Here is a 26,559-nt window from a genome sequence, read left to right as displayed (position 1 = left end):
GCGCCGCGTCCCGCGCGGCGGACACCGCTGCGGCGCCGCCACGGGCCTGGGAAAGCGACCGGGAGTCCGCCTAAGCTGGCGCCACCTCTGCCGGAGGAGCCGAACCGATGACGCAGCGCGGGCGGGTGGTCCTGGTGACCGGCGCGCAGCAGGGCATCGGGCGCGCCGCGGCCATCGCCTTTGCCGCCGCGGGCTACGAGGTCGCGATCAACTGGCTCGATGACGCCGTCGCCGCCGGCGCGGCGGCCGAGGCGGTGCGCGCGCAGGGCCGGCGCGTCGCGCTGCTGCAGGGCGATGTCGCGGCAGCCGGCGTGCCGGGCATGCTGGTGGAGCGCGCCGTGGCCGAGTTGGGGCGGATCGACGTCCTGGCGAACAATGCCGGGATCTTCCCCCGCGTCCGCTTCCTCGACATGGCCGAGGCGGACTGGGACCGGATGATCGCGGTCAACCTCAAGGGCTCCGTGTTCTGCGCCCAGGCGGCGGCGCGCGCCATGATCGCGGCGGGCACGCAGGGCTGCATCGTCAATCTCTCCTCGCGAGCGTTGAGCGGCGCGCCGCTCGGCGTGCATTACAGCGCGTCCAAGGCGGGCGTCGCCGGCGCGACGCGGGCGATGGCGCTGGCGCTGGCGCCGCATCGCATCCGGGTGAACGCGATCGCGCCCGGGCTGACCGACACCGCCCAGCCGCGCCACGGCCACAGCGAGGACGAGATCCGGGCGCTGGCGGCGACGATCCCGCTCGGCCGCATCGGCCGGCCGGGGGATTCGCGGCCCTCGCGGTGTTCCTGGCGTCCGAGGCGGCGTCCTGGATCGCCGGACAGGCCTACCACGTCAACGGCGGCAGCCCGATACCGTAGCCCGCCGCCGCAGCGAGCCGCCGTGCGCAACGCCATTCCCGCGACGGCGGCGCGGGAGCGAGAGAGGAAAGCGGCCCATGCGCCCGATCCGTCGCTGCAGCCTCGGTGCGCTCGCCCTCCTCGGCGGGGCGGCGATCGCCGCGCCCGCCTCGGCCCAGGCCGCCGGCGATCCGGCGGACGGACGACGGATCGCCGAGATCTGGTGCGCCAACTGCCACGCGATCGGCCCGGATGTCCCCGGACCGGCCTCGGATGCGGCGCCGAGCTTCGTCACGACGGCGCAGCGCCCCGCGGTGACGGCGCTCGCGCTGCGGGTGTTCCTGCAGACGCCGCACGCGAACATGCCGAACTACCAGCTCTCCCGCGAGGAGGTGGACGACGTGGTGGCCTACATCCTGAGCCTGAAGCGGTAGCGGAGGCTCCGCGCGGGCCGGGACGGACGCGGGCCGCCGCCCCGGCGCCGCGCGGCGGCGCCTCAGCGCACCGTCGCCCCCGCATGGACCGCGCCGCGCGCCTCGGCGAGATGGTCGAAGCGCCGGCGGAAGGTGCCGAGGCCCATCGTGAGCGAGCGCAGCTCGATGATGAGGTCGTGCAGCTCCGCCTGCGGCACCAGCGCCTCGACCTCGTCCCAGCCGGGCCAGCCCTCCTTCTCGGCATAGCCGAGGATCTGGCCGCGCCGGCCGGTGAGCAGGCGCTGCGCGCTCGCCGTGTACTCGTTCGGCACGGTCACCGTCACGTGGTCGATCGGCTCGAGGAGGACCGGATCGGCCTTGGCGAGGCCCTCCTGCATCCCGATCCGCGTCGCGGTGGCGAAGGCCATGTCGGAGCTGTCCACGGAGTGGAACTGGCCGTCCACCAGCGTGACGGCGACATCCACCACCGGAAAGCCGAGCGGGCCCTTCCTGCACGCCTCCTCCGCCGCCTCGCCGACGGCGGGGATGAACTTCTTCGGGATGGCGCCGCCGACGATCCTGTCGGTGAAGAGGAAGCCCTCGCCGCGGCCGCGCGGCTCGATCTCCAGCTTCACGTCGGCGAACTGGCCGTGGCCGCCGGTCTGGCGCTTGTGGCGCGCATGCTGGTGCACCGCGCGGCGGATCGTCTCCTTGTACGGCACGCGGGGATGCGACGCGTTGAGCCTGAGGCCGTAGTTCGCGGCGAGCTTCTGCAGCGCGTGGCCGAGATGGATGTCGCCCTGGCCGCGCAGCACGGTCTGGCCGAGGGCGCCGTCGTACTCGACGATGACGGACGGGTCCTCCTCGGCGATGCGCTGCAGCGCGCCGGAGAGCTTCACGTCGTCCTTGCGGTCCTCGGTGGCGATGGCGAGCGCATAGACCGGCTCGGGCGGCGGCGGGAAGGGAAGCCGCTCGGCGGCGGGGCCTGCGGCGACGAGGGTGGCGCCGGTGGCGGCGCCCTCCAGCCGGCCGAGAGCGACGATCTCGCCGGTCCCGGCCTCCGCCACCCGCGTCGGCTCCCCGGCGGGGAAGCGGGTGATGCCGCCGATCCGCGCGCCGCCCATCTGCTGGCCGTCCTTCACCGGGCCGCGCCAGACGCGGACGAAGGAGAGCTTGCCGCCGGCGCCGGTGTGCTGGGTCTTGAAGACCTGCACCAGCGGCTCGCCCTCCGGCGCCACGCCGCGGCGCGCGGCGGTGACGAGCGGGTTGGGGCCGTCGTGGCGCAGCGCCTTCCACAGCCGCTGGATGCCGCTGTTGTGCTCGGCGGCGCCGAGCATCACCTCGACCACCGCGCCCTTCTCCATGTCGGCGTGGAGGGGACGGAACACCTCGGCCGGCGTCACCGCGGCGTCCTCCAGCACCTTCTCGAGCAGGGCGTCGTCGTGGTCGGCGAGGACCTCGAGCAGGGCGTTGCGGGCCTCGGCCTCGCGCTCGCGCACCGCGGCGGGGACGGCGATGACCTCGGAGGGCTGGCCCTTGCGGAAGCGGTAGGCGCGCTCGCTGATCAGGTCCACGTAGCCGGCGATCTGCTCGCCCTCGCGGATCGGCACCTGGCGCAGCACGAGCGGGCGCTTCGAGTAGGGCTGCAGCGCGGCGAGGGTGTCGCGGATGCGGCCTTCGCCGAGGGTGTCGATCTTGTTGACGAAGACGATGGTGGGCGTGCTCGCCGCCTCGAGCTGCTTGAGCAGCGGGGCGACGGCGAGCGCGCGATCGGGCGACGGCTCGCAGACCAGCACGGCGATGTCGCAGACCGCGAGCGCGCAGGCGGTCTCGTAGGCGAACTCCACGGAGCCCGGGCAGTCGATCACCGCCCAGGGATCGCCGAGATAGGCGCCATGGCCGACGCGCAGCTCGGTGCCCATGACGCGGTTGCGGGCATCGCCGGTGCGCCGGGGCGCGCCGCCGGCGGCGGCGAGAAGGGCCTCGAACAGGGTGCTCTTGCCGCTGCCTTGCGGGCCGATGAGGGCGACGGAGCGGGGCCGGGCCCCGCCTTCTGGTCTGGCTGCGGATGCTTCAGGCATCGGATCGGCGCCTCCCACGCGCGGGCCGCGGCGACATGCGCGGCCTCCTCCGGTGTGTGCCGGGCAGGCGGGCGGGCCAGGCCGGTGCGGGGACCGAACGGGCGCGCCCGCGATCGCCTCTTGGCCCTCGGACTGTAGCCCAGCAGGGCGTCGGGGCGAATCGGGGAAATGTCACAGCGTCCGGCGGCATGGCCGCGGGCGGTCCCTCCGCTGCGGCGGACGCCGCGGGCGCGGGCCGCGGCGAACCGCGAACCTAGCGGGCAGGCTCCGGCGGCGCGCCGAGCGCGGCGGCCACGGCCTGCGCCGCCGCCTGCCCGCTCTCCCACGCCCCGGCGACGGTTCCGGCGAGGCGGACGTGACAGGCCTCGCCGGCGAAGCGCAGCCGTCCTCCGGCGAGCGCCGCCTCCGCCAGGACGGCGCGGGCGCCCGCATGGCCGGGCAAGGCGTGGCTGTAGGCGCCCCGGGTCCAGGGGTTGGTGCCCCAGTCGGTGACCACGGCCGCAGGGGTCCGCAAGGCGCGGGCGATGCGGGCGGCGCCGAACAGGCGGGCCAGCTCGTCGCGGGCGAAGGCCTCGGCGGCGGCGGCCCCGGCGCGGGCGAGGTCCCAGGCGGCGCGGCCGCCGACGAAGCCGATCAGATGGTCGCGGCCGAAGGGCCAGGCGTGGAAGGTCATCGCCGCCTCGTCCGGGCTGGCCACGTGGCGCCAGAGCGAGGCGAAGGGCGGCAGGTCGAGCCGGTCCTCGCCGGCGGCGCGGAAGGCGACCTTGGTGAGCAGGCCGAGCGGCATCCCCGCCACCGCGTCGCGCAGCGCGCCCGGCAGCGGCGGGTCGAAGGCGATCGCGCCGGCGGCGAGCACGCCGGTCGAGACGGTGACGATGCAGGCGCGCGCGGCGAGGGTGCCATGCGGCGTCTCCAGGGCGATGGCCGTGCCGCCCCAGCGGATGCGCCCGACGGGAAGGCCGGTGCGGATCGGCAGACCTTCGGCGAGGCGCCGCAGCAGCGCGCCGAGGCCGGCCTCCGGCAGGAGGTTGGGCGGGGCGAGGTCGGTCGCGACGTAGTCGAGCAGGCTGATCTCCTCGAGCTGCGCCGCGCTGATCACCGGCCCCTGGCGGTGCGCGACCGTGGCGTCCCAGAACCCGCCGCGCGGGACGGCCTCGGCGAGCGGGACGTCGGGCGGGCCGAGCGCGGCGCGCGCGGCGACCGCCGCGTCGAAGCGCGCGCGCGCCGCGTCGAGCGCCTCGATCTCCTCCGGGGTGGCGCGGCGCGCGCCGATGAAGACGTGGCGCACGCGCACCGCGTCGGAATCCACGAGGCGCAGGCCCATGGCGCGGGCGAGCGGCACCAGCGGGTTGTCGTCCGCCTGGTGCAGCCAGGAGGCGCCGTGGTCGAAGGGCGCGCCGAGCCGCGCGCTCTCGGTGAAGGCGCGGCCCCCGACCCGGTCCATCGCCTCCAGCACGAGGCAGGAGAGGCCGCGGGCCAGGCATGCGCGCGCCGCGGCGATGCCCGCGGCGCCGGCGCCGACGATCGCGACGTCGGGACCGGAGGGAGGGGCCACGGGATCCGCGCCGCGGCCTGCGGCGGCGGCTCTCATCCGCCCTCGGGCGGCCGGCCGATGCGGTGGTAGCTGCGGCCGTAGTAGATCAGCGCCTCGTCGCCGGGATCGCCCTGGCGGATCGCCTCGACCTCGGCGAAGACGACGCTGTGGGTGCCGCGCTCCACGACGTCCACGATGCGGCAGTCGAAGGAGGCGACGGCGCCTTCGAGCACCGGCGCCCCGGTGACGAGGCGGCCCCAGCGGCCGCGGGCGAAGCGCTGCTCGCCGGAGAGGCCGGTGCGGCCGGAGAAGGTGTCAGAGACGTCGCGCTGGGCGGCCGAGAGCGTGTTCACGCAGAGCACGCCGTTGGCCTTGAACAGCGGATGGGCGCTGGCCTTGCGGTTCATGCACACGAGCAGCGTGGGCGGGTCGTCGGTGACGCTGCAGACGGCGCTGGCGGTGAGGCCGCCCCGGCCGGCGGGCCCGCCGGTGGTGACCACGTTCACCGCCGCCCCCAGGCGGGCCATGGCGTCGCGGAACTGCTCGGCGGGAACGGTCATGGGCGTGCGCGCCTCGGCCTCGTCGGACGGGCGGCCGCCCCTGCGGCACCCGCCCTCGGGCGCGAGGATGCCGCCTGGCGCGCGGCTCGGGTAGGGGGCCGGCCGCATCGGGCGGCCGCCGGGCCCGGGCCGGCGCGCTTCTCAGCCGACGGCGGCCTCGGTGTCAAGGGCATAGCCGGCGGAGCGGACGGTGCGGATCAGGTCGGGCTCGCCGGGGGCGTTGATGGCGCGGCGCAGGCGGCGGATGTGGACGTCCACGGTGCGCGGCTCGACGTGGATGTCGCGGCCCCAGACGGCATCCAGCAACTGCTCGCGCGAGAAGACGCGGCGCGGGTGCCGGAGGAGGAATTCGAGCAGCCTGTACTCGGTCGGGCCGAGGTGCAACGGCCGGCCGTTGCGCGCGACGCGGCGGGCGTCCTGGTCCATGACGAGGCCGGCGAAGGCGAGCGTGCCCTGGCGCGGCGCCGCCGACGCGGCGGCGCGGCGCAGCAGGGCGCGGATGCGGGCGAGCAGCGCCTCCATGACGAAGGGCTTGCCGATATGGTCGTCCGCCCCGGTGTCGAGGGCGCGCACCGCGTCCTGGCTCTCGGTGCGGGCGGTGAGCATGATGACGGGAAGGTCGCGCGTGTCGGGCCGGCGGCGGATCTGGCGGCACACCTCGAGCCCGGAGAGGGTGGGCAGCATCCAGTCGAGCAGCACCAGGTCGGGCCGCGCCTCGGCGATGCGCAGCAGCGCCTCCTGGCCGTCGGCGGCCTCCTCGACCCGGAAGCCCTGCTTCTCGAGGTTGTAACGCAGCAGCGTGAGGAGCGGCGCCTCGTCCTCGACGACGAGGATGGTGGGCCGGGCGGCGCCGGGGCCCGTGGCGGGGCGGTGATCCGGCATGGCGGCAGGAGGCGGCTCAGTCCCCCGGGGGGCGCACGACGGCGGAGGCGGAGCTGTCGGCCTTCGGCCTCTCCTCGGGAAGGGTGTCGCCGCGCACCGCGTAGTGGACCGTCTCGGCGATGTTGGTGGCGTGGTCGCCGATCCGCTCGAGGTTCTTGGCGATGAAGAGCAGGTGGGTGGCCGCGGTGATGTTGCGCGGGTCCTCCATCATGTGGGTCAGCAGCTCGCGGAAGATGCCGTTGTAGATCTCGTCCACCGACTGGTCGGAGGCCCAGACCTCGTCGGCGCGGGTGGCGTCGTCGTGGACGAGCGCGTCCATCGCGCCCTTGAGGTTCTCCTGCACCAGCCGGGCCATGCGCTGGAAACCGTTGAGGCTGCCGATCGGCGGCTGCTCGGCGAGCACGATCGCGCGCTTGGCGGCGTTGCGCGCGTAGTCGCCGATGCGCTCGAGCGCGTGGGCGATCTTCATCGCGCCGACGATCAGCCGGAGGTCCTGGGCCATCGGCTGGCGCAGCGCGAGGAGGCGCACGCAGAAGGCCTCGATCTCGCGCTCGAGCCGGTCGAGCTCGGCGTCGCGGCGGACGACCTCGGCCGCGAGCTCGGTGTCGCGGCGGATCAGCGCCGTGGTGGCGTCGGCGACCTGCCGCTCGGCGAGGCCGCCCATGCGGGCGACCATGTCGCGCAGGCGCCTCAGGTCCTGGTCGTAGCTGCGCACCGTGTGCGCCGGCGTCGTCGTCTCGCCCGCCATCGGGCCCTCTCCTGCCCTGCCCTCGCCCGCTCAGCCGAAGCGGCCGGTGATGTAGTCCTGGGTCCTCTGCACCCGCGGCGCGGTGAAGATCTGGCCGGTCTCGCCGAACTCGACCACCTCGCCGAGATACATGAAGGCCGTGTACTGCGAGACCCGCGCGGCCTGCTGCATGTTGTGGGTGACGATGACGACGGTGACGCGGCCGGCGAGCTGCTGCACCAGGTCCTCGATCTTGGCGGTGGCGACGGGGTCGAGCGCCGAGGTCGGCTCGTCGAACAGGATCACCTCCGGGTCGGTGGCCATGGCGCGGGCGATGCAGAGCCGCTGCTGCTGGCCGCCCGAGAGCGCCGTGCCGGGCTCGCGCAGGCGGTCCTTCACCTCGTCCCACAGCGCGGCGCCGCGCAGCGCCGCCTCCACCTTCTCGTCGAGCACGGCGCGGCGACGCTCGCCGCGCAGGCGCAGGCCGTAGGCGACGTTCTCGTAGATGGACTTCGGGAAGGGGTTCGGCTTCTGGAACACCATGCCGACGCGCATCCGCACCGCCATCGCGTCCACCCGGCGGTCCACGATGTTCACGCCGTAGGGCTCCATCACCACCTCGCCCTCGTAGCGGGTGCCGGGGTAGAGGTCGTGCATGCGGTTGAAGCTGCGCAGCAGCGTGGACTTGCCGCAGCCCGAAGGGCCGATCAGCGCGGTGACCGCGCCCTCCTCGAAGGAGAGGTTGATGCCCTTCAGCGCGTGGAAGTCGCCGTAATAGAAATGGAAGTCGCGGCAGCGCAGCTTGGCGCGCCGCGCGCGCGGCTCCGCCTCGGCCGCGGCGTCGGCGGCGACGACGGGGGGCGGCGTCCGCAGGGCGGCGGCAGCCTCGTTCACCACTTGACCCTCCTCCTGACCCGGATGCGGATGACGATCGCGGCGAGGTTCATGGCGATGGTCATGACGATGAGGACCAGACCGGCGGCGGCCGCGTTCGGCAGGAAGTCGGTGCCCGGGCGGGAGACCCAATTGAACATCTGGATCGGCAGCACGGTGAACGGATCGGACAGCCACTGGAAGCTGACGAAGGGGAAGTCGGGCCGGATCGGGGGCGTCGGCAGGAAGGCGATGAAGGTGAGCGCGCCGATGGTGATCAGCGGCGCGGTCTCGCCGATGGCGCGGGACAGCGCGATGATCACGCCGGTGGCGATGCCGCCCGCCGAGTAGGGGAGCAGGTGGTCGGCGATCATGCGCCAGCGCGTGGCGCCGAGCGCGTAGGCGGCCTCGCGCACCGTGGGCGGGACCGCGCGCAGCGCCTCGCGCGTCGCCACGATGATGATCGGCAGCACGAGCAGCGCCAGGGTGAGCCCGGCGGTGAGGATGCTGCGGCCGAGGCCGAGCGCATAGACGAACAGGCCGAGGGCGAGCAGCCCGTAGATGATCGAGGGGACGCCGGCGAGGTTGGCGACGTTGATCTCGATCAGGTCGGTGAGGCGGTTCCTCGGCGCGTACTCCTCGAGGTAGATCGCCGCGCCGATGCCGAGCGGGATGGTGATGGCGGCGGTCACCAGCATCACCAGCGTGGTGCCGACCCAGGCCGAGAGGATGCCGGCCTGCGAGGGGCGGCGCGACGGGAAGCTGGTGAGGAACTGCAGGTCGAGCCGCGGCAGGCCACGCACGGCGAGGTCCAGCACCAGCGCCGCCAGGGTGAGGACGGCGACCAGCATGGCGAGCAGGCCGAGGGCGGCGAAGATCAGGTCGGCATGGGCGCGCAGCCCGCCGATCGGCGGCTGCGGCAGGCCGCGCGCCGCGGCCGGCGGTTCCAGGACGGCGCCGCTCACTCGTAGATCTCCCGGAAGCGGCGGCGCAGCACGTGGCCGAGCAGGTTGAAGCCGAGGGTGAGCACGAAGAGGACCAGGCCGGCGGCGAAGATGGACTGGTAGCCGATGCTGGCGTGCGGCAGGTCGCCGAGCGAGACCTGCACGATGTAGGCGGTGATGGTCGCCGCCGGCTGGGTCGGATCGAGGGTGAGGTTGGGCTGCTGGCCGGCGGCGATGGCCACCACCATCGTCTCCCCCACCGCGCGCGAGGCGGCGAGGATGCAGGCGGCGGCGATGCCGGAGAAGGCGGCCGGCATCACCACCCGGAGCGCGGTCTCGACGCGGCTCGCGCCCATGGCGAAGGAGCCCTCGCGCAGGCTCATCGGCACCGCCCGCATCGCATCCTCGGCGACCGAGGAGATGTAGGGGACGATCATGATGCCGATCACGATGCCGGCCGAGAGCACGTTGAACCCCGGCAGGTCGGGCAGGATCGTGCGCTGCAGCAGCGGCGTGACGAAGAACAGGGCGAAGTAGCCGAACACCACCGTCGGGATGCCGGCCAGCAGCTCGAGCGTCGGCTTGACCACCTCGCGCAGGCGCTCGGAGGCGAGCTCCGAGAGGTAGATGGCGATGACGAGGCCGAGCGGGATCGCGACCAGCAGGCCGACGCCGGCCGACAGCACGGTGCCGGCGAGCAGCGGCAGGATGCCGTAGCGCGGCTCCGCGAACAGCGGGGTCCACATCGTGTCGGTGAGGAACTCGACGACGCTGACCTCGCGGAAGAAGGCCGCGGACTCGTAGACCAGGATGGCGGCGATGGCGGTGGTGACCAGGATCGAGGAGAGGCCGGCGAGGAACAGCAGGCCCTCGATGGCCTGTTCCTTGATCCGCTGGCGGGCGGGCACGCCCTCGAGCATTCCGGAGAGATCCCTGTTGCGTCCCTGGCGGCGGGAGAAATGGCCGCCCGCGGCGGCCGGCGCAAGCGCCGGCCGGGCGGGGCGCGGCCGCGCTACTCGCGCGGCTCGTGCTGCAGGACCTCGGCGATCGGCATCGCGACCTCGGCCCGGCCGCCGTAGCCGGTGCCGGCGATCCGCTCGCGCACCCGCCGCAGGCCGATCTCGTAGGCCTGCTCGGGCAGGGGGACGTAGCGGACCTCGCGGATCAGGTCGCGCCCGGCGGGGGAGAGGTAGAACTCGACGAAGCGGCGGACCTCCGGCCGCTCCAGCGCCTGCAGGTTCACGTAGAGGAAGAGCGGGCGCGAGAGCGGGGCGTAGGTGCCGTTCAGCACCGTCTCGGCCGATGGCTGCACGCAGCCGCGGCCGCCGTCGATCGCCACCGTCTTCAGGTCGCGCGCATGCGCGGCGACGTAGGCGAACGGGATGTAGCCGAGCGCGTTCGGGTCGCGCGCCACCCCCTGGACCAGGACGTTGTCGTCCTCGCTCGCCGTGTAGTCGCCGCGGCTCGCCTTGGCGCGGCCGACGACGGCCTCGGTGAAGTAGTCGAAGGTGCCGCTGTCGGCGCCGGCGCCGTAGAGGCTGAGGCGGGCGTCGGGGAAGCCAGGGCGGACCTGGTTCCAGTTGGTGATCCGGCCCTGCGCCGCCGGCTCCCAGATGCGGCGCAGCTCGGCCACGGTCAGGCACTCGACGAAGCGGTTGCGCGGGCTGACCACGACGGTGACGGCGTCGAAGGCGATCGGCAGCTCGACGTAGCGGATGCCGGCGCGGCGGCACTCCTCCATCTCGGCCTGCAGGATCGGGCGCGAGGCGTCCTGGATCTGGGTCTCGCCGCGGCAGAACTTCTTGAAGCCGCCGCCGGTGCCGGAGATGCCGACCGTAACGCGCACGTTGCGGTTGGTGCGCTGGAACTCCTCCGCCACCGCCTCGGTGATCGGGAAGACGGTGCTCGACCCGTCGATCGCGATGGTCGCCTGGGCGGCGGCGGGATGCGGCCGCAGCGCCAGAGCGCCGGAGAGGGTGGCCGCCGCCACCGCGGCGAACAGGCTGGTCGTGAGACGCATGCGTGTCCCTTTCGGATGCCCCGGGCGTGCCGGGCGCGGCAGCGGCGCCGCAGGCCCGCCCGGGCCACCCTGGCAGGGGCGGCGGCGGCCGCGGCGCGGGCATCGGCGGATCGGGCCGCGCCGAACGCTGCGCCTCCGGCACGGACCGGCCGGAAAGCGCTCCGGCCGGTCCGCGGGCGTTCTATGGGCCGGCCGGGACTCGCGCATTGCCGTTCCTTGAAGATTTGATGACAACCGGCCGGGCGGCCGGCGGCCCGGCCTACGGCCGGCCCGCCTGGTCCAGGCGGAACAGGTTGCGCAGGACCCCCGGCGTCAGGGTGGACAGCGGATTGACCGTCACCTGCGGATCGTTCAGCGGGCCCTGGACGCGGAAGGCGGTGGCGAACAGGCCGCCGCCGGTTTCCGGGCTGAACAGCCGGCCGAGCAGCGGGATGTTGCCGAGCAGCTGGTTGAATACATAGACGGGCACGATCGTGCCTTCCATGTCGACCAGGCCGCGCCGCCGGTCTATCCGCCCCCGCATCGTCACGCCGAGCGAGGCCGAGAAGGCGCGCGCGCCGTCATGCACCTCGAGCGCCTGCGGCGAGAGCGAGAACGGCGCCACCAGCCGCGCGAAGCCGAGCCCCGGCCCGCGCAGCGCCTCCAGCAGCCCGTAGACCGAGAGCGCCTGCAGCAGCTTGCCGATCGCCGGCGCATCGCGCACCACGAAGTCGGACATGTCCGCCATGCCGGTGAGCGTCGCCCCCGGCCGCGCGTGCTCGTACGTCCCTTCCACTTGCAGCGTGCCGCCCTGGATGCTGCCGATGAGGTCCACCGCGCGCAGCAGCGCGCCGGCGTCCTCCGCCGTCAGAGTGAGCTGCCGCCGCCCGTCGGCCTGCGGCACGAGGCTGAAGGCGACCGCGCCGCCGGAGGAGGTCTCCGCCGTGCGGGCGCGCGCCTGCGCGGCGCGCAGCACGCCCCGGCTGTCCAGCTGCGCCTCGGCCGCAAGCGCCAGCAACTGGCGCTGCTCGCCGAGCAGCACGCGCTCGAACCGCGCCGCGATCGTCAGCGCCGGTGTTCCCTGCGCATCGGGGGGGGGCGACGGCCGGTCCGGGAGGCGCGCGGCGAAGGCCCGGCGGAGGTCGAGCACGGGTCCCTCCAGCGCAAGCCGCCACTCGCCCCCGCCGCCCTCGCGCGCCGGCGGGGGCAGCGCCGTCCCGGAGAAACGGCTGGCGCCGATCCGCGACTCGAGCAGCTCGATGCGCTCCGGCCGGCCGTCGCGGAACGCGGCGACGCGCGCGCGGACCGCCAGATCGCCCGCCTCCAGGCGGGCGTTCTCCACCGCCTGCAGCGCGCCGTTGCGCAGGCGCAGCTCCGCCTCCGCCAGCCCGTCCCGGCCGGCCGGCTTGCTCCAGCCGAGCGGGTCGAGCGCGAGCGCCGCCTCGCGCAGGTCGGCCCGCACCGTCGCCCGGCCCAGCCCGCTGCGCCGGGTCTCGTTCCGCGCCTCGATCGCGATCGTGCCGCCCGTCAGCACGTCGCCGAGATCGGCGCCGAGCGCGGCGAGTGCGCGCGGCGCGACGCGCGCCGCGCTCACCGTCTCGCGGCTGATCACCTGGTCGGGGCGGCCGGGGCGGAAATCCATCTCCACCCCGACGCGGACCGGCGTCTCCACGAACTGCCCGGTGCCGGTCGCGCGCAGCCCGTCGTTGTCCACCCGGAGGTCGAGCGCGCCGCGCACCAGGTCCTGCCCGAGCAGCACCTTCGGCACCCTCACCTCGTTGAGCCGGGCCTCGGCCCGCAGCCGCAGGTCCTCGACCGGCAGGTCGTCGAGCAGCGGGAAGGCGAGAGAGAGCCGGCCTTCCAGCGCGCCGCTCGGGTCCTGGATCTCGATCCGCCGCCGGTCGAGCAGGCGCAGCCGCGGGTGCCGCAGCACCGCCCACAGGTCCTGCACCGGTCCGGCGAGATGGAACTCGAGATCGGCGGTTCCGGGGCCCGAATCGAAGCCGGCGAAACGCAGCACGCTCTCGCGCGCCTCGAGGCGCGTGCCCTGCTGGCGCCCGCCGCGGACATGCACGACGATCTCGGAGAGGCCGAACTCCGCCCTCGCCGCCGCGCCCTCCACGGGAGGGATCGGCCGCAGCCAGTGCACGGTCGCGTCCGTCGCCTCGGCGGTGCCGGCGAGGGCGGTGACGGCAAGGCCGCCGCCAGGCGCGCCCGGCGTCACCTCCCCCGCGATCCGGAAGCGCCCGTCGCGCACCGTGCCGGCGGTGATGTTGCGCACCATCCAGGCGCGCGCCCCGCGGGCGATGCCCTCCGGCCAGTAGGTCGCGAGGTCGGCGAAGCGCACCGCGTCCACGGCGAGAGTGACCGCGCCGCGCCACGTCGCGCCGTCGCCCTCCCCGGCGCGGTGCGCCTCGGCCGCCGCGGTGATGACGGGCCCGCTGCGGGGGGCGGCGGGGAGAGAGGGGCGCCCTGCCGCGGGCGGGGCCGGGCGCTGCCGTGCCTGGGGGGGCGCCGGCGCGGGGGAAGCGGAGACCTCCTCCTCGGCCGCCGGCGGCGGGGCAAGGCGCAGGGTCGCCTGCTCGATGCGCACCGCCCCGGGCGTGGCAACGGCGCGCGCCTCCAGGCCGGCGATCGCGACGCGCCGACCCTCGCCCAGATCGATCGCCCCTGCCCCGGCGCGCAGCGCCGCGCGCGCCGATTCGGGCCGTCCGTCGCGGCCGTCGAGCGTCACGTCGAGCGAGGCCTCGACCGTAGCGTCGAGCAGGCCAAGCGGCGCGAGCCCGGGCGCCGCGCGGGCCAGCGCACCGGGCCGCACCGCCGGCAGGTGCAGGCCGAACTCCACCCGCGGGGGCGTGCCGCTGGCGCGGCCGGTGAGCCGGATCGGCACCCACTCCGCGCCGAGCCGGAGCGTCGCCGCCCCCGCGCCGACCACGCCGCCCTGCGGCTGACGGCGGAGGACGAGATCGGGCTCCTGCAGCCACCACACCTGGCCGAGCTGCCGGTCCACCACCAGCAACAGCCCGCCGTCCACCTCGACCCGCTCCAGCGCGGACAGGGGCGTGGCCTGGGACGGCGGCTGCATCAGCTCGGCCAGGAGGCGCGCGAGATACGCGCCGGACTCGCGCGCCTCGCCTTCCCGGTCCGCAGGCAAGGCTGGCGGCGCCTCGCCCTGGTCCGGGGACAGGGGCGCCGGCGCCTCGCCCTCGGCGCCCAGATCGAGCCGGAACGCGCCGTCCCCGGCCCGGATCAGCCGCAGGACAGGGCGGCGCAGCTCGATCACGCGCGGCGCGATCCGGCCGCGCAGCAGCCAGGGCAGGGAGAGCGACACCGCCGCCGCCGGCAGGGCCGCGCGCAGCTCTCCCGATTCGGGTTCGACGAGGCGCACGTCCTCGAGCAGGAACTCGAGCGGCGAGAGGTGGCCGGCGCGCCAGCCCTCCCAGGCGACGTAGGCCGTCCCCACCTCGAGCCGGGCCGGACGGCCCTCGGCATTGACCCGGCGCTCGATCGCGCGCGCGAGGAAGGGCAGCGCCATCGGTCCCTCGGCGAGGCGCCAGGCGAGGGCGCCGAGCCCGAGCCCGCCCAGGATCGCCACCGCGAACGCCGCGGCGAGCAGGCGCCACGCCCAGCGCCAGGCTTGACCGGAGGGACGCCTCACGGCACGCCTCCCCGACCATGCCGCCATGGATCAGCCCCGAGCGGCTGCCCCCCTCCCCCTTCGACCCGCAGTCCGCCGCGCGGCTGGCCGAGCAGTTCGCCGAGCGCGGCCATGCCGAGCGCGACTTCGCGGCGAGCCCGGGCGGCGCGGCGCTGCTCGCCGCGCTCGGCGGGCACAGCCCGTTCCTCGCCGAGCTGGCGCTGCGCGAATCGGCGACCCTGATCCGCCTCGCGGAGCGCGGGCCGGACGAGACCCTCGCCCTCGCCCTCGACCCGCTGGGCCGCGCCGACCCCGGGGCGAGCCGCGCCGCGGTCGGCACGCTGCTGCGCCGGGCGAAGCGCCAGGTGGCGCTGATCGCGGCAGTGGCCGACATCGCCGGGCTGTGGCCGCTCGACCGGGTGACGGGGGCGCTCTCCGACCTCGCCGACGCGGCGCTGGACTATGCCTGCGCGCATCTGCTGCGCGACGCCGCCCAGCGCGGCGAGCTGCGCCTGCCGGGCGCCGGCCGCTCCGATCCGCGCGCCATCGCCCGCGGGTCCGGCCTCGTCGTGCTCGGCATGGGCAAGCTCGGCGGGCGCGAGCTGAACTACTCCTCGGATGTGGATCTCCTGGTCCTCTACGACCCCGAGGCGGCAGCCTACCACGCCGAGCGCGCCCAGGCCTGCTACGTGCGCCTCGCGCGCGACCTGGTGCGGCTGATGGAGGAGCGCACCGCCGAGGGTTACGTCTTCCGCACCGACCTGCGCCTGCGCCCCGACCCCGCGGCGACGCCGCTCGCGGTCTCGATCCCGGCGGCGATCACCTATTACGAATCCATGGGCCAGAACTGGGAGCGCGCGGCGATGATCAAGGCGCGCCCGGTGGCCGGCGACCGCGCCGTCGGCGAGGCCTTCCTGCGCGAGCTGCGCCCCTTCGTCTGGCGCCGCCATCTCGACTTCGCGGCGGTGGCCGACATCCATTCGATCAAGCGGCAGATCCACGCGCACAAGTCCGATCGCGGCGCCTACGACCAGATCCAGGTTGCCGGCCTCGACGTCAAGCTCGGCCGCGGCGGCATCCGCGAGATCGAGTTCACGACCCAGGTCCTGCAGTTGATCTGGGGCGGGCGCGATCCCGCGTTGCGCGATCCGACCACGCTCGGGGCGCTCGCCGCGCTCGCCGCGGCCGGCAAGCTCGACCGGCGCGCCGCGGCGGACCTCGCCGACGCCTACGTGTTCCTGCGCGCCGTCGAGCACCGGCTGCAGATGCTGGCCGACCGGCAGACCCACCGGCTGCCCGAGGACGCGCAGGGGCTGGCGCGGATCGCGAGCTTCCTCGGCTTCCCCGATGCCGAGACCTTCGGCGCCACGCTGACCGGCCACCTCGCCCGCGTCGAGCGGCACTACGCGCGCCTGTTCGAGGCGGAGCCGAGCCTCGCCTCGAGCGAGACCGGCGGCAGCCTGGTCTTCACCGGGGTCGAGGACGACCCCGCCACGATCGAGACGCTGCGCGCCATGGGCTACGGCAATCCCTCGGGCGTGGCGGCAATGGTGCGCGGCTGGCACCACGGCCGGCCGCGCGCGATGCGCAGCGAGCGGGCGCGCGAGCTGATGACCGCGCTGATGCCGGCCCTGCTCGCCGCCTTCGCCCGGCAGCCGCAGCCCGATGCGGCGCTCGCGCGCTTCGACGCGGTGCTGATGCGCCTCGCCGCCGGCGTGCAGGTCCTCTCGCTGCTGCACCACAACCCCGCGCTGCTCGACCGGCTGGCCGGCGTGCTCGGCGCGGCGCCCGCCCTCGCCGACCACCTGGCGCGCAACGCGGCGGCGCTCGACGGGTTGTTGTCCGGCACCCTCGCCGCCGGCGCCGGCTCCGATCCTGCCGCCGCGCTGACGGCACTGGTCAAGGACGCGCGCCACCTGGAGGAGGCGCTGGAGGCCGCCCGGCGGCTGGCGAGCGAGCGCAAATTCGAGATCGACGCGGCGGCGCTCGAGGGGCTGCTCGACGCCGACGCCGCGGGGGAGGCGCGCAGCGCGCTCGCAGACGCCGCGATCGGTGCGCTGCTGCCGCGCGTGGCGGCGGATTTCGCCGCCCGCCACGGCAGGGTCGCGGGCGGGGCGCTCGCGGTGGTCGCGCTCGGCAAGCTCGGCGGGCGGGAGATGCTGCCGGGCTCGGACCTCGACCTGATCCTGATCTACGACCATCCGCCGGAGGCGGAAACCAGCACCGGCGGGCCGCGCCCGCTGCCGGCGAGCCAGTACTTCATCCGTCTCGCGCAGGCGATGGTCGCCGCGATCACCGCGCCGGGGGCGGAGGGGCGGCTCTACGAGGTGGACATGCGGCTCCGCCCCTCGGGCAGCAAGGGGCCGGTCGCGGTCTCGCTCGCCGCCTTCCGCCGCTATCATGCCGAGAGCGCCTGGACCTGGGAGCGCATGGCGCTGACCCGCGCCCGCCCCGTCGCCGGCCCGGCGGCGCTGCGGCGGCAGATCGCGGCGGCGATCCGCGCCGCGCTCGCCCGGCCGGCGGATGCGGAACGGGTGCTCGCCGATGCGGCCGCGATGCGCGCGCGCATGCTGCGCGACCTTCCCCCCGAGGGGCCGTGGGACGTGAAGCTGATGCCGGGCGGGCTGGTGGAGGTGGAGTTCGTCGCGCAGGCGCTGCAGCTCGTCCACGCCGCCGCGAACCCCGCGGTGCTCGCGACCACCACGCGCCGCGCGCTGGCGGCGCTGGGCAAGGCGCGCATCCTGCCGGCGGCGGAGGCGGAGGCGCTGATCGCCGCCGATCGCCTGTGGCGCACGATCCTCGGCCTGATCCGCCTCACCGTCGGCCGCTGGCGGGAGGAGGCGCTGCCCGGCCCGGTCGAGGCGGCGCTGCTGCGCGGCGTCGCGCCCCTGCTCGCGCCCGATCCGCCGGTTGACCTCGCCGCCCTGCGCGCGCAGATGCAGCGCACGGCCGAAACGGTCCGGACGGTGTTCGAGCGCCGGGTCGGCCCGCTCGCGATCGCGGCGGCGAGGGAGGGCGGCGGATGAGCAGGACGGTCGAGAAGAAGAGCACGGCGGCGAAGGAGAAAAGGACGGCGGCGGAGACGAAAGCGCGGCCGGCCGGCGGGCCGGCGGAGGGCCAGGCCGCACCGGACTTCTCGCTGCCGGCGACCGGAGGCCGCACGGTGAGCCTCGCCGCGATGCGGGGCCGCCCGTTCGTCCTCTACTTCTACCCCAAGGCCGACACGCCGGGCTGCACCAAGGAGGCCTGCGGCTTCCAGGAGGCGCTGCCCGAGTTCGCCCGCCTCGGCATCGAGGTGATCGGCGTCTCGCCGGACAAGCTTCCCGCGCTCGAGAGGTTCGCGGAGAAATACGGGCTGCGGTTCCCCCTCGCCTCCGACGCCGACCACAAGGTGGCCGAGGTATATGGCGTCTGGGTGGAGAAGTCCCGGTACGGGCGGACCTACATGGGCCTGGAGCGGGCGACCTTCCTGATCGGTCCCGACGGGCGGATCGCCCGCGTCTGGCGCAACGTGAAGGTCCCGGGCCATGTCGCGGCGGTGGCGGAGGCGGCGAAGGCGCTCGCCGGCGGCTGAACCCGCCGGGGCCGGGCCGGCGCGACCGCGGCGCCCGTCGCGCGTTGCGCCGGTTGCGGGGCCCGCCCCCGCTGCCCCGCGCCTCCCGGCTTCCGGGCGTCGGGCCGCGGTGCGGCGGGCGCGCGGGGTTGACCGCGGTGCGGGATGGAGCGGAGGGGCGGATGTGCGGTCGCTACGTCCTCCAGCGCGGGCCGGCCGCCCTCGCGGCGCATTTCGGGACGGTCGGCCCGCTTCCCAACTTCGCGCCCTCCTGGAACCTGGCGCCGACCCAGGACGGGCTGGTGGTGCGCCGGCATCCGGAGACCGGCGCGCGGCATCTGGACGCGCTGCGCTGGGGCCTGGTGCCGCACTGGGCAAGGGATGCCTCCCTCGGCGCGCGGCTGATCAACGCCCGCGCCGAGTCGCTCGCCGAGAAGCCGGCCTTCCGCGACGCCTTCCGCAAGCGCCGCTGCCTCGTTCCGGCGGACGCGTTCTACGAGTGGCGCCAGGAGGGGGCGCCGGGCAGCCCGAAGCGGCCCTACGCCGTCGCACGGGCGGACGGCGCGCCGATGGCCTTCGCCGGCCTCTGGGAGGGATGGCGCGCGCCGGACGGCACGGTCGTGCGCAGCTATGCCATCGTGACGACGGCGGCGAACGCGAAGCTCGCGGCGCTGCACGCGCGGATGCCGGCGATCCTGCCGCCTGAGGCCTGGCCGCTCTGGCTGGGCGAGGAGGAGGCGCCGACAGAGGCGGCGCTGCGCGCGCTGTTGCGGCCCTTCCCGGACGCCGGCCTGGCCGTCTGGCCGGTCTCGCCCCGCGTCAACCGGGCCGGACAGAACGGCGCCGGCCTGCTGGCGCGCGACGCCTCGGCAAGCCCGCCGCCGGGCCTCGACGATCCGCCGCCCTTCGCCTGATCGGGCGGCCGCGGCGCGGCGGCGAGTTCGCCTCCCGGCGGGTGCCGGCCCCGATGCGGCGGGAACGAGGCGGCCTCCCGCAGGCCGCCCCATCCTCGCCCTCGCCCTGGAGCCGTTTCCGCTCGGCTGTGCGCGCGGCCACGGCTCCGGTCCGTTGTCGGTCGAGCGGATTCGCGGTCCCTGCCGTTTCCGGCCGTCCGCGATCCGCTCTAGTCGTCGCGGTGGATGCGCTCCATGCGCTCGTGGCGCTCCTGCGCCTCGATGGAAAGGGTCGCGATGGGGCGCGCCTCCAGCCGTTTCAGGCCGATCGGCTCGCCGGTTTCCTCGCAATAGCCGTAGGTGCCGTTCTCGATCCGCTCCAGCGCCTGGTCGATCTTGGCGATCAGCTTGCGCGCCCGGTCCCGGGTGCGGAGCTCGAGGGCGCGGTCGGTCTCGACGCTGGCCCGGTCGGTGAGGTCGGGCTCGGCGATCCCGCCCTCGGAGAGGCTCGCGAGGGTATAGCCGGCCTCGCGGAGGAGATCCTGGCGCCAGCGCAGGAGCTTCTGCCGGAAATACTCCAACTGGCGCGGGTTCATGAATTCTTCGTCTTCGCTCGGTCGGTAGTCTGGCGGCAACGTGACAACGATCATCCGACGATCCCCCGCCCCCGGCCACAGGCAATCCACGGGCTTCGAAGGCGGGCGGACCATACAGTGAGCGAACAGAAATCGCCAAGGGGGGCGCGCGCAGGCAAATAGTTGATCGGGCGCGCATTTCACTTGTGTGACGGCATCCGCCGGCCCGCATGGCGGGCAAGCTCCACCCGGGCGCGCAGGGCTATGGCCGCGATCGCCTCCCGCAGGGCGGGGTCGGCGGCCGCCTCGGATTTGGCTTCGGCCAGAGCCGCCAGTTCCGCCAGCCGGGCCGTGTCGCCGGTCGCGCCGAGGAGCAGGGCGAGCTGGAGATCGCGCAGGGCCCCGATCAGGGCAAGGCCGCGGCGCCGGGCCCGCCGGTCGCGCTCCGCGGCGGCAAGCGGGGGCGACAGGCCGTCGCCCTGTTCCTGCAACGCCAGCAGGGCCGGCGCGCCGACCGGGCCTGCCGCCCGGGTCGCCACCGCGGCCGCGCCCCCTCCGCCCCCGTGCTCGCTGACCCGGAAGGGAACGCCCCCGCCCGCCGCGCGGCCATGTCCCCGCGGCGCCGCCGCCGGGCGTGTCCCCCCCGGCCCCGCGACATGCCCGATCCCACCTCCGCCTGCCGCCATGCGTCCTGCCCTGCTCCCTGCCTTGCCCTTCCGCCCCCTTCCTGCCGCCCGCGACCGGCAGGCCCCGCCCGTGATGGGCAGATCCTGCCCGGCGTCCCGGCCGCAGCGCTGGCACACGACTTGCTACTCGCGCCGTGCTGCCGCCGGGCGGCGCCGCCGCGCTTCGCCCGCGCCGCGGCACCGGAGGGGAGCGGCGGGGGGAGAGCAGCTTGGCCGGAATTGCTTGCGCAAGGACGAAAGCGATCGGGCGGGCCGCGCGGCGCTGGGCTGCGCGCGGGGGCGGAAGGGCGCTGCGCCTCGCCGGGGTGCTGCTCGCGGCCGGCCTCGCGGCCTCGGCCGCCGGGGCGGCCGAGGTGCGGATCAAGGACATCGCCGATGTCGAGGGGGTGCGCGACAACCAGCTCGTCGGCTACGGCCTGGTGGTGGGGCTGAACGGCACCGGCGACCGGCTGCGCACCGCGGTCTTCACCCGGCAGACCCTGATCGGCATGCTCGAGCGGCTCGGGGTGAACACGCGCGACAACGAAGCGCGGCTCGAGACGAAGAACGTCGCGGCGGTGATGGTCACCGCCAACCTGCCGGCCTTCGCCCGGCCCGGCAGCCGCATCGACGTCGCCGTCTCGGCGCTCGGCGACGCGACCAACCTCACCGGCGGCACGTTGCTGGTCACGCCGCTGCTCGGCGCCGACGGGGAGGTCTATGCCGTGGCGCAGGGCACGGTGGCGACCGGGGCGATCGCGGCGCGCGGCGCCGCCGCCTCGGTGACGCGCGGCGTGCCGACCGCGGGGCGCATCGCCAACGGGGCGATCGTCGAGCGCGAGGTGCCCTACCGTCTCGCCGGGCGGGAGGCGCTGCGTCTCGCCTTGCGCAACCCCGACTTCACTACCGCGCGGCGCATCGCCGCGGCGATCAACCGCGCCGCCGGCGGCGAGATCGCGACCGCGACCGACCCGCGCACCGTGGCGCTGGCGCTCGGCGGGCGCGACCCGGCGGCCTTCCTCGCCCGGATCGAGCAGCTCCGCGTCGTGCCGGACCAGCCGGCGCGGGTGGTGATCGAGGAGGCCTCGGGCACCATCGTCATGGGCGCCGACGTGCGCGTCAGCACGGTGGCGATCGCCCAGGGCAACCTGACGATCCGCATCACCGAGACGCCGGAGGTCTCCCAGCCCAGCCCGTTCGGCCGCGGCGATACCGCCGTGGTGCCGCGCACCCAGGTCGAGGTGGACGACCAGCGCGAGCGCCGGCTCGGCGTGCTGCACGGCGGCGTGACGCTGCAGGAGCTGGTGCGCGGCCTCAACAGCCTCGGCGTCGGGCCGCGCGACCTCATCGCCATCCTGCAGGCGATCAAGGCAGCGGGCGCCTTGCAGGCGGAGCTCGAGATCCGGTGACGCCGGCCCTGCGGAGCGCCACGCCCGGCGCCCTGCCGCCGCGGACGGAGGCGTCGCCGGCGGAGGATGCGCGACGCCGCGCGGCCCGCGCCTTCGAGGCACAGGCGCTGGGGCAGTTGCTGCGCCCGATGTTCGACACGCTGGACACCGCGCGCGGCCTGCTCGGCGGCGGCGCGGGCGAGGCGCAATGGCGGCCGATGCTGGTGGACGCCTATGCCGCGGCGATCGCGCACGCGGGCGGGCTCGGCATCGCCGAGGCGGTCCACCGCGCGCTGCTCGCGGCCCAGGAGACCCGCGCGGCGTCGCCGCGCGTGCAGGAGGGGGAGGGAGGATGATCCGGAGCCTGATGCTGGCGGGACAGCGGCTCGCCGAGGCGCTGCAGGCGGAGAACGAGGCGCTGGCCGCGCTCGACCTGGGCAGCGCGGCGGTGCTCGCCACCGTGAAGGTGCAGGCCTGCGAGGCCTTCGCCGCGGCGCAGGCGGCGGTGACGGCGGGCGCGGCCCGGTCCGGCAACGATGCCGCCCTGCTCTCGGCGGAGGAACGCCAGGCCGCGGAACGGCTCGCGCGCCGACTCGAGACCCTGGGCGCGGAGAACCGCCGGCTGCTGGAGCGCGCCATCGCCTTGCAGTCGCGGGTGATCGAGGCCATCGCCGGCGCGGCGATCCCGCGCGCGGCCGGGCCGGAGCGCTACCAGGCCGGCGGGACGCCGCGCCGTCCGCCGCCGGGGCGGACCGTGCCGCCGCTCGCGCTCTCGGCGCGGGCGTAGCGGCGGGCGGCCGCCGCTACGGCACGATCGCCGCCCGGCCGTTGTCCACCACCTTGGCGCCGCGCGCGCGCACGAAGGCGCGGAAGGACACCACCTCCCCGTCGCGCCACATCTCGACCGAGATGGTCTCGCCGGGGATGACGGGCGCCGAGAACCGGACATCGAAACTGCGCAGCCGCGCCGGGTCGTAGCCGCAGAAGCTGCGCAGCACGGCATGGGCGCAGACCCCGTAGGTGCAGAGGCCGTGCAGGATCGGCCGTTCGAACCCTGCGCGGCGCGCCGTGGCGGGATCGGAGTGCAGCGGGTTGAGGTCGCCGTTGAGGCGGTAGAGCAGCGCCTGGTTGGGGAAAGTGGGGAGGTCGCAGACGGCGTCGGGCGCGCGGCCCTCCGGCAGGCGGTGCGGCGTGCGCGGCGCCTCCGGACTACCGCCGAAGCCGCCGTCGGCGCGGGCGAAGGTGCTGCTCCAGAGGCGGGCGATCGGCGCGCCGGAGGCGTCGTCGTGCAGCGTGCTCTCGACGTAGATCACCGCGCCCTTGCCCTGGCCCTTGTCCACCACGGCGCCGACCCGCGCCGTGCTGCGCACCCGCCCTGCGGGCGCGAGGGGGCGCAGCAGCTCCAGCCCCTGCTCGCCGTGTACCACCATGGTGCGGTTGATGCCGCTGCGCGGGTCGGCCGCGATCGAGGGCGGGCGCGCCAGCACCACCGCCATGGTCGGGAAGGCGAGCAGGTCCTTCTCGATGGTGACGAAGCGGAGCTGCCCCTCGTCCATCGGGTCGGCGCCGAGGCCGATGCCGAGGTTGTAGATGGCGGTGTCGCGCTCGCTGTAGGCCTGAACGGTCTCCTCGAAGCGCCAGTCGAGCAGGCGTTGCGGGTCGATCATGGTGCGCTCCCCCGGATGCGTCGGACGGGACGAGCTTCGTCCGGCCGCGCCGGCGCGTCGAGCCCCCGGGCGTCGGCCCCGGCTTGACCGCGCCCGGCGCGGCGCCCAGCCTGCCGCGCGCCGCACCGACCCGGGGAGAGAGCGCCATGGACGACCTGACCGTGATCCGCGTCGCCATCGAGGACCACGTCGCGGTGGTGACGATGGACAACCCGCCGGTCAACGCGCAGGACCGCCGCTTCAACGAGGAGGTGGCGCTCGTCTTCGACCGCCTCTCCGAGATGGACGAGGTGCGCTGCGCGGTGCTGACCGGGGCGGGACGCGTCTTCTCCGCCGGCGCCGACATCAAGGCGCGCGCGGCGATGGCCGCCGAACGCCGGCCTGGCGACGGGCTGCAGCACCTGCGCCGCGCGCGCGAGTGCTACCACTCGGTCTACGAGTGCCGCAAGCCGGTGATCGCCGCGATCAACGGCCCGGCGCTCGGCGCCGGCCTCGCGCTCGCCGCCTCCTGCGACATCCTGGTCTGCTCGGAGAACGCGGTGCTCGGCCTGCCGGAGGTGGATGTCGGCCTGCTCGGCGGCGGACGGCACGCGATGCGGCTGTTCGGCCACTCGCTGACGCGGCGCATGATGCTGACCGGCTACCGGGTGCCGGGGCCGGAGCTCTATCGCCTCGGCGTGGTCGAGGCCTGCGTGCCGCAGGAGCGGCTGATGGAGGTGGCGATGGACCTGGCGCGCCAGGTCGCCTCCAAGAGCCCGGTCGCGACGCGGCTCGCCAAGCACGGGCTGAACGCGATCGAGTTCTCGAGCCTGCGCGACGGCTACCGCTTCGAGCAGGAGCTGACCGCCGAGCTCGGCAGGTACGAGGATTCGCGGGAGGCGATGCGCGCCTTCCTCGAGAAGCGCCCGCCGGTGTTCAAGGGGCGGTAGGGCGCCGCCCCGGCGCGCGCCGCCTCACTGCAGCCGCGCGCGGTCGAGCACGTCCGCGCGCCGGGCGGACATCCGGATCAGCCCCTGCTGCTCGAGCGAAGCGAGCGCGCGCGAGAGCGTCTCCGGCGTCATGCCGAGGCGCGCGGCGATGGCGGCGCGCGGCTCCGGCAGCTCGGCCGGGCCGGCCCCCGCCTCCTCCGGCACGCGGCGGGCGAGGAAGCGCGCGACGCGCCGCTCCGCCGGGCGGAGCTTGAGGTCCACCACCTGGTCCACCATGAGGCGCCAGTGGCGGGAGAGCAGCTCGATGGTCGCGCGCGCGAGGGCCGGGTCCTGCGCGATGCCCTCGCGGAAGGTGTCGGCCGGGATCATCAGCACCCGAATCTCGGTCAGCGCCACGCCGGAGGCGAGGTAGGGCAGCCTCAGGACCGCGGCGGGGACGAGGAAGAGCTCCCCGGCTCCGAAGATCTCGACGCAGGTCTCCTCCCCGGTCTCGGCCCGCGCCTTCAGTCCGATGCTGCCGGAAAGCAGGAGGTGCACGAAGTCCGGGATCTCGTGCTGGTCGAACAGGATGGTGGCACGCGGCAGTTGCTGCGTGAAACTCGGCCGCAGCAGGCACGCCATCGCCGTCTCGCCGGCGGCAGCGAAGAACGGGCTGCGGCGCAGGAGCTCGAGATTCGGGGTCCGGCTGGTGGTCGGCATCGCGCCCTCCGCATTGGCTACAGGTTCGCCGAAGGGCGGCGCGCAGACCTTGATATGAATCAAGTCGCGATGCGGCATGGACCGGACCGGTCCTTGAGGGGCCTCGGATCGCAGCGAATTTTCCCCGCCTCCCGCGCCCAAGGTTGATGTGCGTCAACCGGCCCGCCGGCCGCTCGCCCGACAAGGCCCGCGCACTAGCCAAACCCGAAGGGGGAACGGTGATGGACGCGATGGCTGGGCGCGGACCGGGGGAGCCGGACAGCGGCGACCGCGCGCGCGCCCTGTGGGCGAGCACGGTGGCGTTCACCGTCTGCTTCGCCGTCTGGACGATCTTTTCGATCATCGGCGTGCAGATCAAGAAGGACCTGGGGCTGAACGACACCCAGTTCGGGCTGCTGGTCGGCACGCCGATCCTGACGGGCAGCCTGATCCGCCTGGTGCTGGGCATCTGGACCGACCAGTACGGCGGCCGGATCGTCTACACGGGCGTGATGGTGGCCGCAGCCATCGCCACCTTCCTGCTCACCTACGCCTACGACTATCCGACCTTCCTGATCGCCGCGCTCGGCGTCGGCATCGCCGGCGGCTCCTTCGCCGTCGGCATCGCCTACGTCTCGAAGTGGTTCCCGAAGGAGAAGCAGGGCACGGCGCTCGGCATCTTCGGCGCGGGCAATGTCGGCGCGGCGGTGACGAAGTTCCTCGCCCCGGTGGTGATGGTCTCGTTCGGCTGGAAGGCGGTGGCGCAGCTCTGGGCGCTCGGCCTGCTGGTGACGGCGGTGGTGTTCTACCTCGTCACCAAGGACGACCCGGACCTCGCCGAGCGGCGCGCGCGCGGCGCGAAGCCGGAGCCGTTCTCGGCCATGCTGGCGCCGCTCGCCAACATCCAGGTCTGGCGCTTCAGCCTCTACTACTTCTTCGTCTTCGGCGGCTTCGTCGCGCTCGCCCTGTGGCTGCCGCGCTACTACGTGGGGGTATACGGGCTCGACATCGTGACGGCGGGCCTGCTCGGCGCCGCCTACTCCGTGCCGGGCTCGATCTTCCGCATCCTCGGCGGGACGCTGTCCGACAAGTACGGGGCGCGGAAGGTGATGTACTGGACCTTCATCGGCTCCCTCGTCTGCACCTTCGTGCTCAGCTATCCGGCGACGCGCTACGTGGTGCAGGGCATCAACGGGCCGATCGAGTTCACCATCGCCCTCGGCTTCGTCCCCTTCACGGTGCTGACCTTCGCGCTCGGCTTCTTCATGAGCCTCGGCAAGGCGGCCGTGTACAAGCACATCCCGGTCTACTACCCGAACCGCGTCGGCGCCGTCGGCGGCATCGTCGGACTGATCGGCGGCCTCGGCGGCTTCATCCTGCCGATCGTCTTCGGCGCGATGAACGACCTGATCGGCGTCTGGACCTCCTGCTTCATGCTGCTGTTCGTGATCGCGGCGGTGAGCCTCGTCTGGATGCACATCGCGATCCGCCGCATGGAGCTGCGCGAGGTGCCGGCGCTCGCCGCGCCGCGCGACCTGCCGGAGCTGGAGGCGCTGCGCGCCGCCGCGATCGCCGCCGCGGCGGCGGCAAAGCAGGCCGCGGACGCGGCCGAGCAGGCGGCCAGCGTCGCGCGCCAGGCCGCAGCAGTCCCCGGCGGCGCGAAGGGCGGCGAGCCGCGCCCCCTCCCCGTGACCGGCCGGTGATCCCAGGAGTCGGAGAGACACGA

Annotated in this window: 23 protein-coding genes and 1 pseudogene; 10 read left to right on the top strand and 14 right to left on the bottom strand. The window is 75.0% G+C overall.

Annotated features, from left to right (window positions below; genetic code table 11):
• Window positions 1–107 precede the first annotated feature (107 nt).
• Window positions 108–704: pseudogene (locus K1J50_RS19535) on the top strand (SDR family NAD(P)-dependent oxidoreductase); the annotation flags it as partial.
• Between the two features lie 229 nt (window positions 705–933).
• Complete coding sequence (locus K1J50_RS05280; protein ID WP_220116391.1) at window positions 934–1,269, top strand: c-type cytochrome; 336 nt, start codon at window positions 934–936, stop codon at window positions 1,267–1,269.
• A gap of 62 nt (window positions 1,270–1,331) precedes the next feature.
• On the opposite strand, the gene K1J50_RS05275 is transcribed toward K1J50_RS05280, so the two are convergent.
• The 10 genes from K1J50_RS05275 to K1J50_RS05230 form a co-directional block, all read right to left on the bottom strand.
• Window positions 1,332–3,329, bottom strand: coding sequence for an elongation factor G (locus tag K1J50_RS05275; RefSeq protein WP_220116390.1), 1,998 nt, complete (start codon window positions 3,327–3,329; stop codon window positions 1,332–1,334).
• A 253-nt stretch (window positions 3,330–3,582) separates the two neighbouring features.
• On the bottom strand, window positions 3,583–4,884 hold the full coding sequence (locus K1J50_RS05270; protein WP_220116389.1) for a flavin monoamine oxidase family protein: 1,302 nt from the start codon (window positions 4,882–4,884) through the stop codon (window positions 3,583–3,585).
• Window positions 4,885–4,916: 32 nt separating this feature from the next.
• Window positions 4,917–5,423 (bottom strand): flavin reductase, encoded by a 507-nt coding sequence (locus K1J50_RS05265; protein ID WP_220116388.1) that lies wholly within the window; start codon window positions 5,421–5,423, stop codon window positions 4,917–4,919.
• Between the two features lie 141 nt (window positions 5,424–5,564).
• A complete protein-coding gene (gene phoB / locus K1J50_RS05260) occupies window positions 5,565–6,305 on the bottom strand; it encodes a phosphate regulon transcriptional regulator PhoB (protein WP_220116387.1) in 741 nt (246 codons plus the stop codon).
• Window positions 6,306–6,321: 16 nt separating this feature from the next.
• On the bottom strand, window positions 6,322–7,053 hold the full coding sequence (gene phoU, locus K1J50_RS05255) for a phosphate signaling complex protein PhoU (protein ID WP_220116386.1): 732 nt from the start codon (window positions 7,051–7,053) through the stop codon (window positions 6,322–6,324).
• A 30-nt stretch (window positions 7,054–7,083) separates the two neighbouring features.
• Window positions 7,084–7,905 (bottom strand): phosphate ABC transporter ATP-binding protein PstB, encoded by an 822-nt coding sequence (gene pstB / locus K1J50_RS05250; RefSeq protein ID WP_220116459.1) that lies wholly within the window; start codon window positions 7,903–7,905, stop codon window positions 7,084–7,086.
• A gap of 17 nt (window positions 7,906–7,922) precedes the next feature.
• Complete coding sequence (gene pstA, locus K1J50_RS05245) at window positions 7,923–8,870, bottom strand: phosphate ABC transporter permease PstA (RefSeq protein ID WP_220116385.1); 948 nt, start codon at window positions 8,868–8,870, stop codon at window positions 7,923–7,925.
• The gene (gene pstC, locus K1J50_RS05240; RefSeq protein ID WP_220116384.1) at window positions 8,867–9,769 is read right to left on the bottom strand and encodes a phosphate ABC transporter permease subunit PstC; all 903 of its coding nucleotides are present in this window, start codon (window positions 9,767–9,769) and stop codon (window positions 8,867–8,869) included. Before pstC ends, pstA begins: the two co-directional genes overlap by 4 nt.
• A gap of 92 nt (window positions 9,770–9,861) precedes the next feature.
• On the bottom strand, window positions 9,862–10,869 hold the full coding sequence (locus K1J50_RS05235; RefSeq protein WP_220116383.1) for a PstS family phosphate ABC transporter substrate-binding protein: 1,008 nt from the start codon (window positions 10,867–10,869) through the stop codon (window positions 9,862–9,864).
• A gap of 259 nt (window positions 10,870–11,128) precedes the next feature.
• Window positions 11,129–14,506: a DUF3971 domain-containing protein gene (locus K1J50_RS05230; protein WP_220116382.1), complete on the bottom strand. Its 3,378-nt coding sequence runs from the start codon at window positions 14,504–14,506 to the stop codon at window positions 11,129–11,131.
• Window positions 14,507–14,523: 17 nt separating this feature from the next.
• Between K1J50_RS05230 and K1J50_RS05225 the strand changes: the two genes are divergently transcribed.
• From K1J50_RS05225 to K1J50_RS05215, 3 genes are all read left to right on the top strand, one after another.
• Window positions 14,524–17,511, top strand: coding sequence for a bifunctional [glutamine synthetase] adenylyltransferase/[glutamine synthetase]-adenylyl-L-tyrosine phosphorylase (locus tag K1J50_RS05225; RefSeq protein WP_220116381.1), 2,988 nt, complete (start codon window positions 14,524–14,526; stop codon window positions 17,509–17,511).
• A complete protein-coding gene (gene bcp / locus K1J50_RS05220) occupies window positions 17,508–18,059 on the top strand; it encodes a thioredoxin-dependent thiol peroxidase (RefSeq protein WP_220116380.1) in 552 nt (183 codons plus the stop codon). Before K1J50_RS05225 ends, bcp begins: the two co-directional genes overlap by 4 nt.
• A gap of 161 nt (window positions 18,060–18,220) precedes the next feature.
• Window positions 18,221–18,952 (top strand): SOS response-associated peptidase, encoded by a 732-nt coding sequence (locus K1J50_RS05215; RefSeq protein ID WP_220116379.1) that lies wholly within the window; start codon window positions 18,221–18,223, stop codon window positions 18,950–18,952.
• A gap of 209 nt (window positions 18,953–19,161) precedes the next feature.
• On the opposite strand, the gene dksA is transcribed toward K1J50_RS05215, so the two are convergent.
• A complete protein-coding gene (gene dksA, locus K1J50_RS05210; protein WP_220116378.1) occupies window positions 19,162–19,581 on the bottom strand; it encodes an RNA polymerase-binding protein DksA in 420 nt (139 codons plus the stop codon).
• Between the two features lie 125 nt (window positions 19,582–19,706).
• A complete protein-coding gene (locus K1J50_RS05205) occupies window positions 19,707–20,192 on the bottom strand; it encodes a flagellar assembly protein FliX (protein WP_255574955.1) in 486 nt (161 codons plus the stop codon).
• Between the two features lie 290 nt (window positions 20,193–20,482).
• On the opposite strand from K1J50_RS05205, the gene K1J50_RS05200 reads away from it, so the two are divergent.
• From K1J50_RS05200 to K1J50_RS05190, 3 genes are read left to right on the top strand one after another with little or no spacing between them, the layout of a single operon-like run.
• The gene (locus K1J50_RS05200) at window positions 20,483–21,580 is read left to right on the top strand and encodes a flagellar basal body P-ring protein FlgI (RefSeq protein WP_255574954.1); all 1,098 of its coding nucleotides are present in this window, start codon (window positions 20,483–20,485) and stop codon (window positions 21,578–21,580) included.
• Window positions 21,577–21,915, top strand: a complete 339-nt coding sequence (locus K1J50_RS19530) for a rod-binding protein (RefSeq protein ID WP_220116376.1) — start codon at window positions 21,577–21,579, stop codon at window positions 21,913–21,915. The genes K1J50_RS05200 and K1J50_RS19530 overlap by 4 nt, the downstream gene beginning before the upstream one ends.
• On the top strand, window positions 21,912–22,346 hold the full coding sequence (locus K1J50_RS05190; protein ID WP_220116375.1) for a hypothetical protein: 435 nt from the start codon (window positions 21,912–21,914) through the stop codon (window positions 22,344–22,346). Before K1J50_RS19530 ends, K1J50_RS05190 begins: the two co-directional genes overlap by 4 nt.
• Window positions 22,347–22,362: 16 nt before the next feature.
• Here K1J50_RS05190 and K1J50_RS05185 read toward each other — a convergent pair whose 3' ends face one another.
• Entirely contained in the window at window positions 22,363–23,226 is an 864-nt protein-coding gene (locus K1J50_RS05185; RefSeq protein ID WP_220116374.1) for a MaoC/PaaZ C-terminal domain-containing protein, read from the bottom strand.
• Window positions 23,227–23,372: 146 nt separating this feature from the next.
• Between K1J50_RS05185 and K1J50_RS05180 the strand changes: the two genes are divergently transcribed.
• The gene (locus K1J50_RS05180) at window positions 23,373–24,155 is read left to right on the top strand and encodes an enoyl-CoA hydratase/isomerase family protein (RefSeq protein WP_220116373.1); all 783 of its coding nucleotides are present in this window, start codon (window positions 23,373–23,375) and stop codon (window positions 24,153–24,155) included.
• Window positions 24,156–24,179: 24 nt separating this feature from the next.
• Here the strand turns inward: K1J50_RS05180 and K1J50_RS05175 are convergent, their stop codons facing one another.
• A complete protein-coding gene (locus K1J50_RS05175) occupies window positions 24,180–24,932 on the bottom strand; it encodes a helix-turn-helix domain-containing protein (protein ID WP_220116372.1) in 753 nt (250 codons plus the stop codon).
• A gap of 143 nt (window positions 24,933–25,075) precedes the next feature.
• On the opposite strand from K1J50_RS05175, the gene K1J50_RS05170 reads away from it, so the two are divergent.
• Window positions 25,076–26,536 (top strand): MFS transporter, encoded by a 1,461-nt coding sequence (locus tag K1J50_RS05170; RefSeq protein WP_255574941.1) that lies wholly within the window; start codon window positions 25,076–25,078, stop codon window positions 26,534–26,536.
• The last annotated feature ends 23 nt before the right edge of the window (window positions 26,537–26,559 follow it).

This window comes from Caldovatus aquaticus, assembly GCF_019458025.1.
In the GTDB taxonomy this organism is placed as follows: Bacteria; Pseudomonadota; Alphaproteobacteria; order Acetobacterales; family Acetobacteraceae; genus Caldovatus; species Caldovatus aquaticus.
This window is presented reverse-complemented; position numbering and strand designations above follow the sequence as displayed.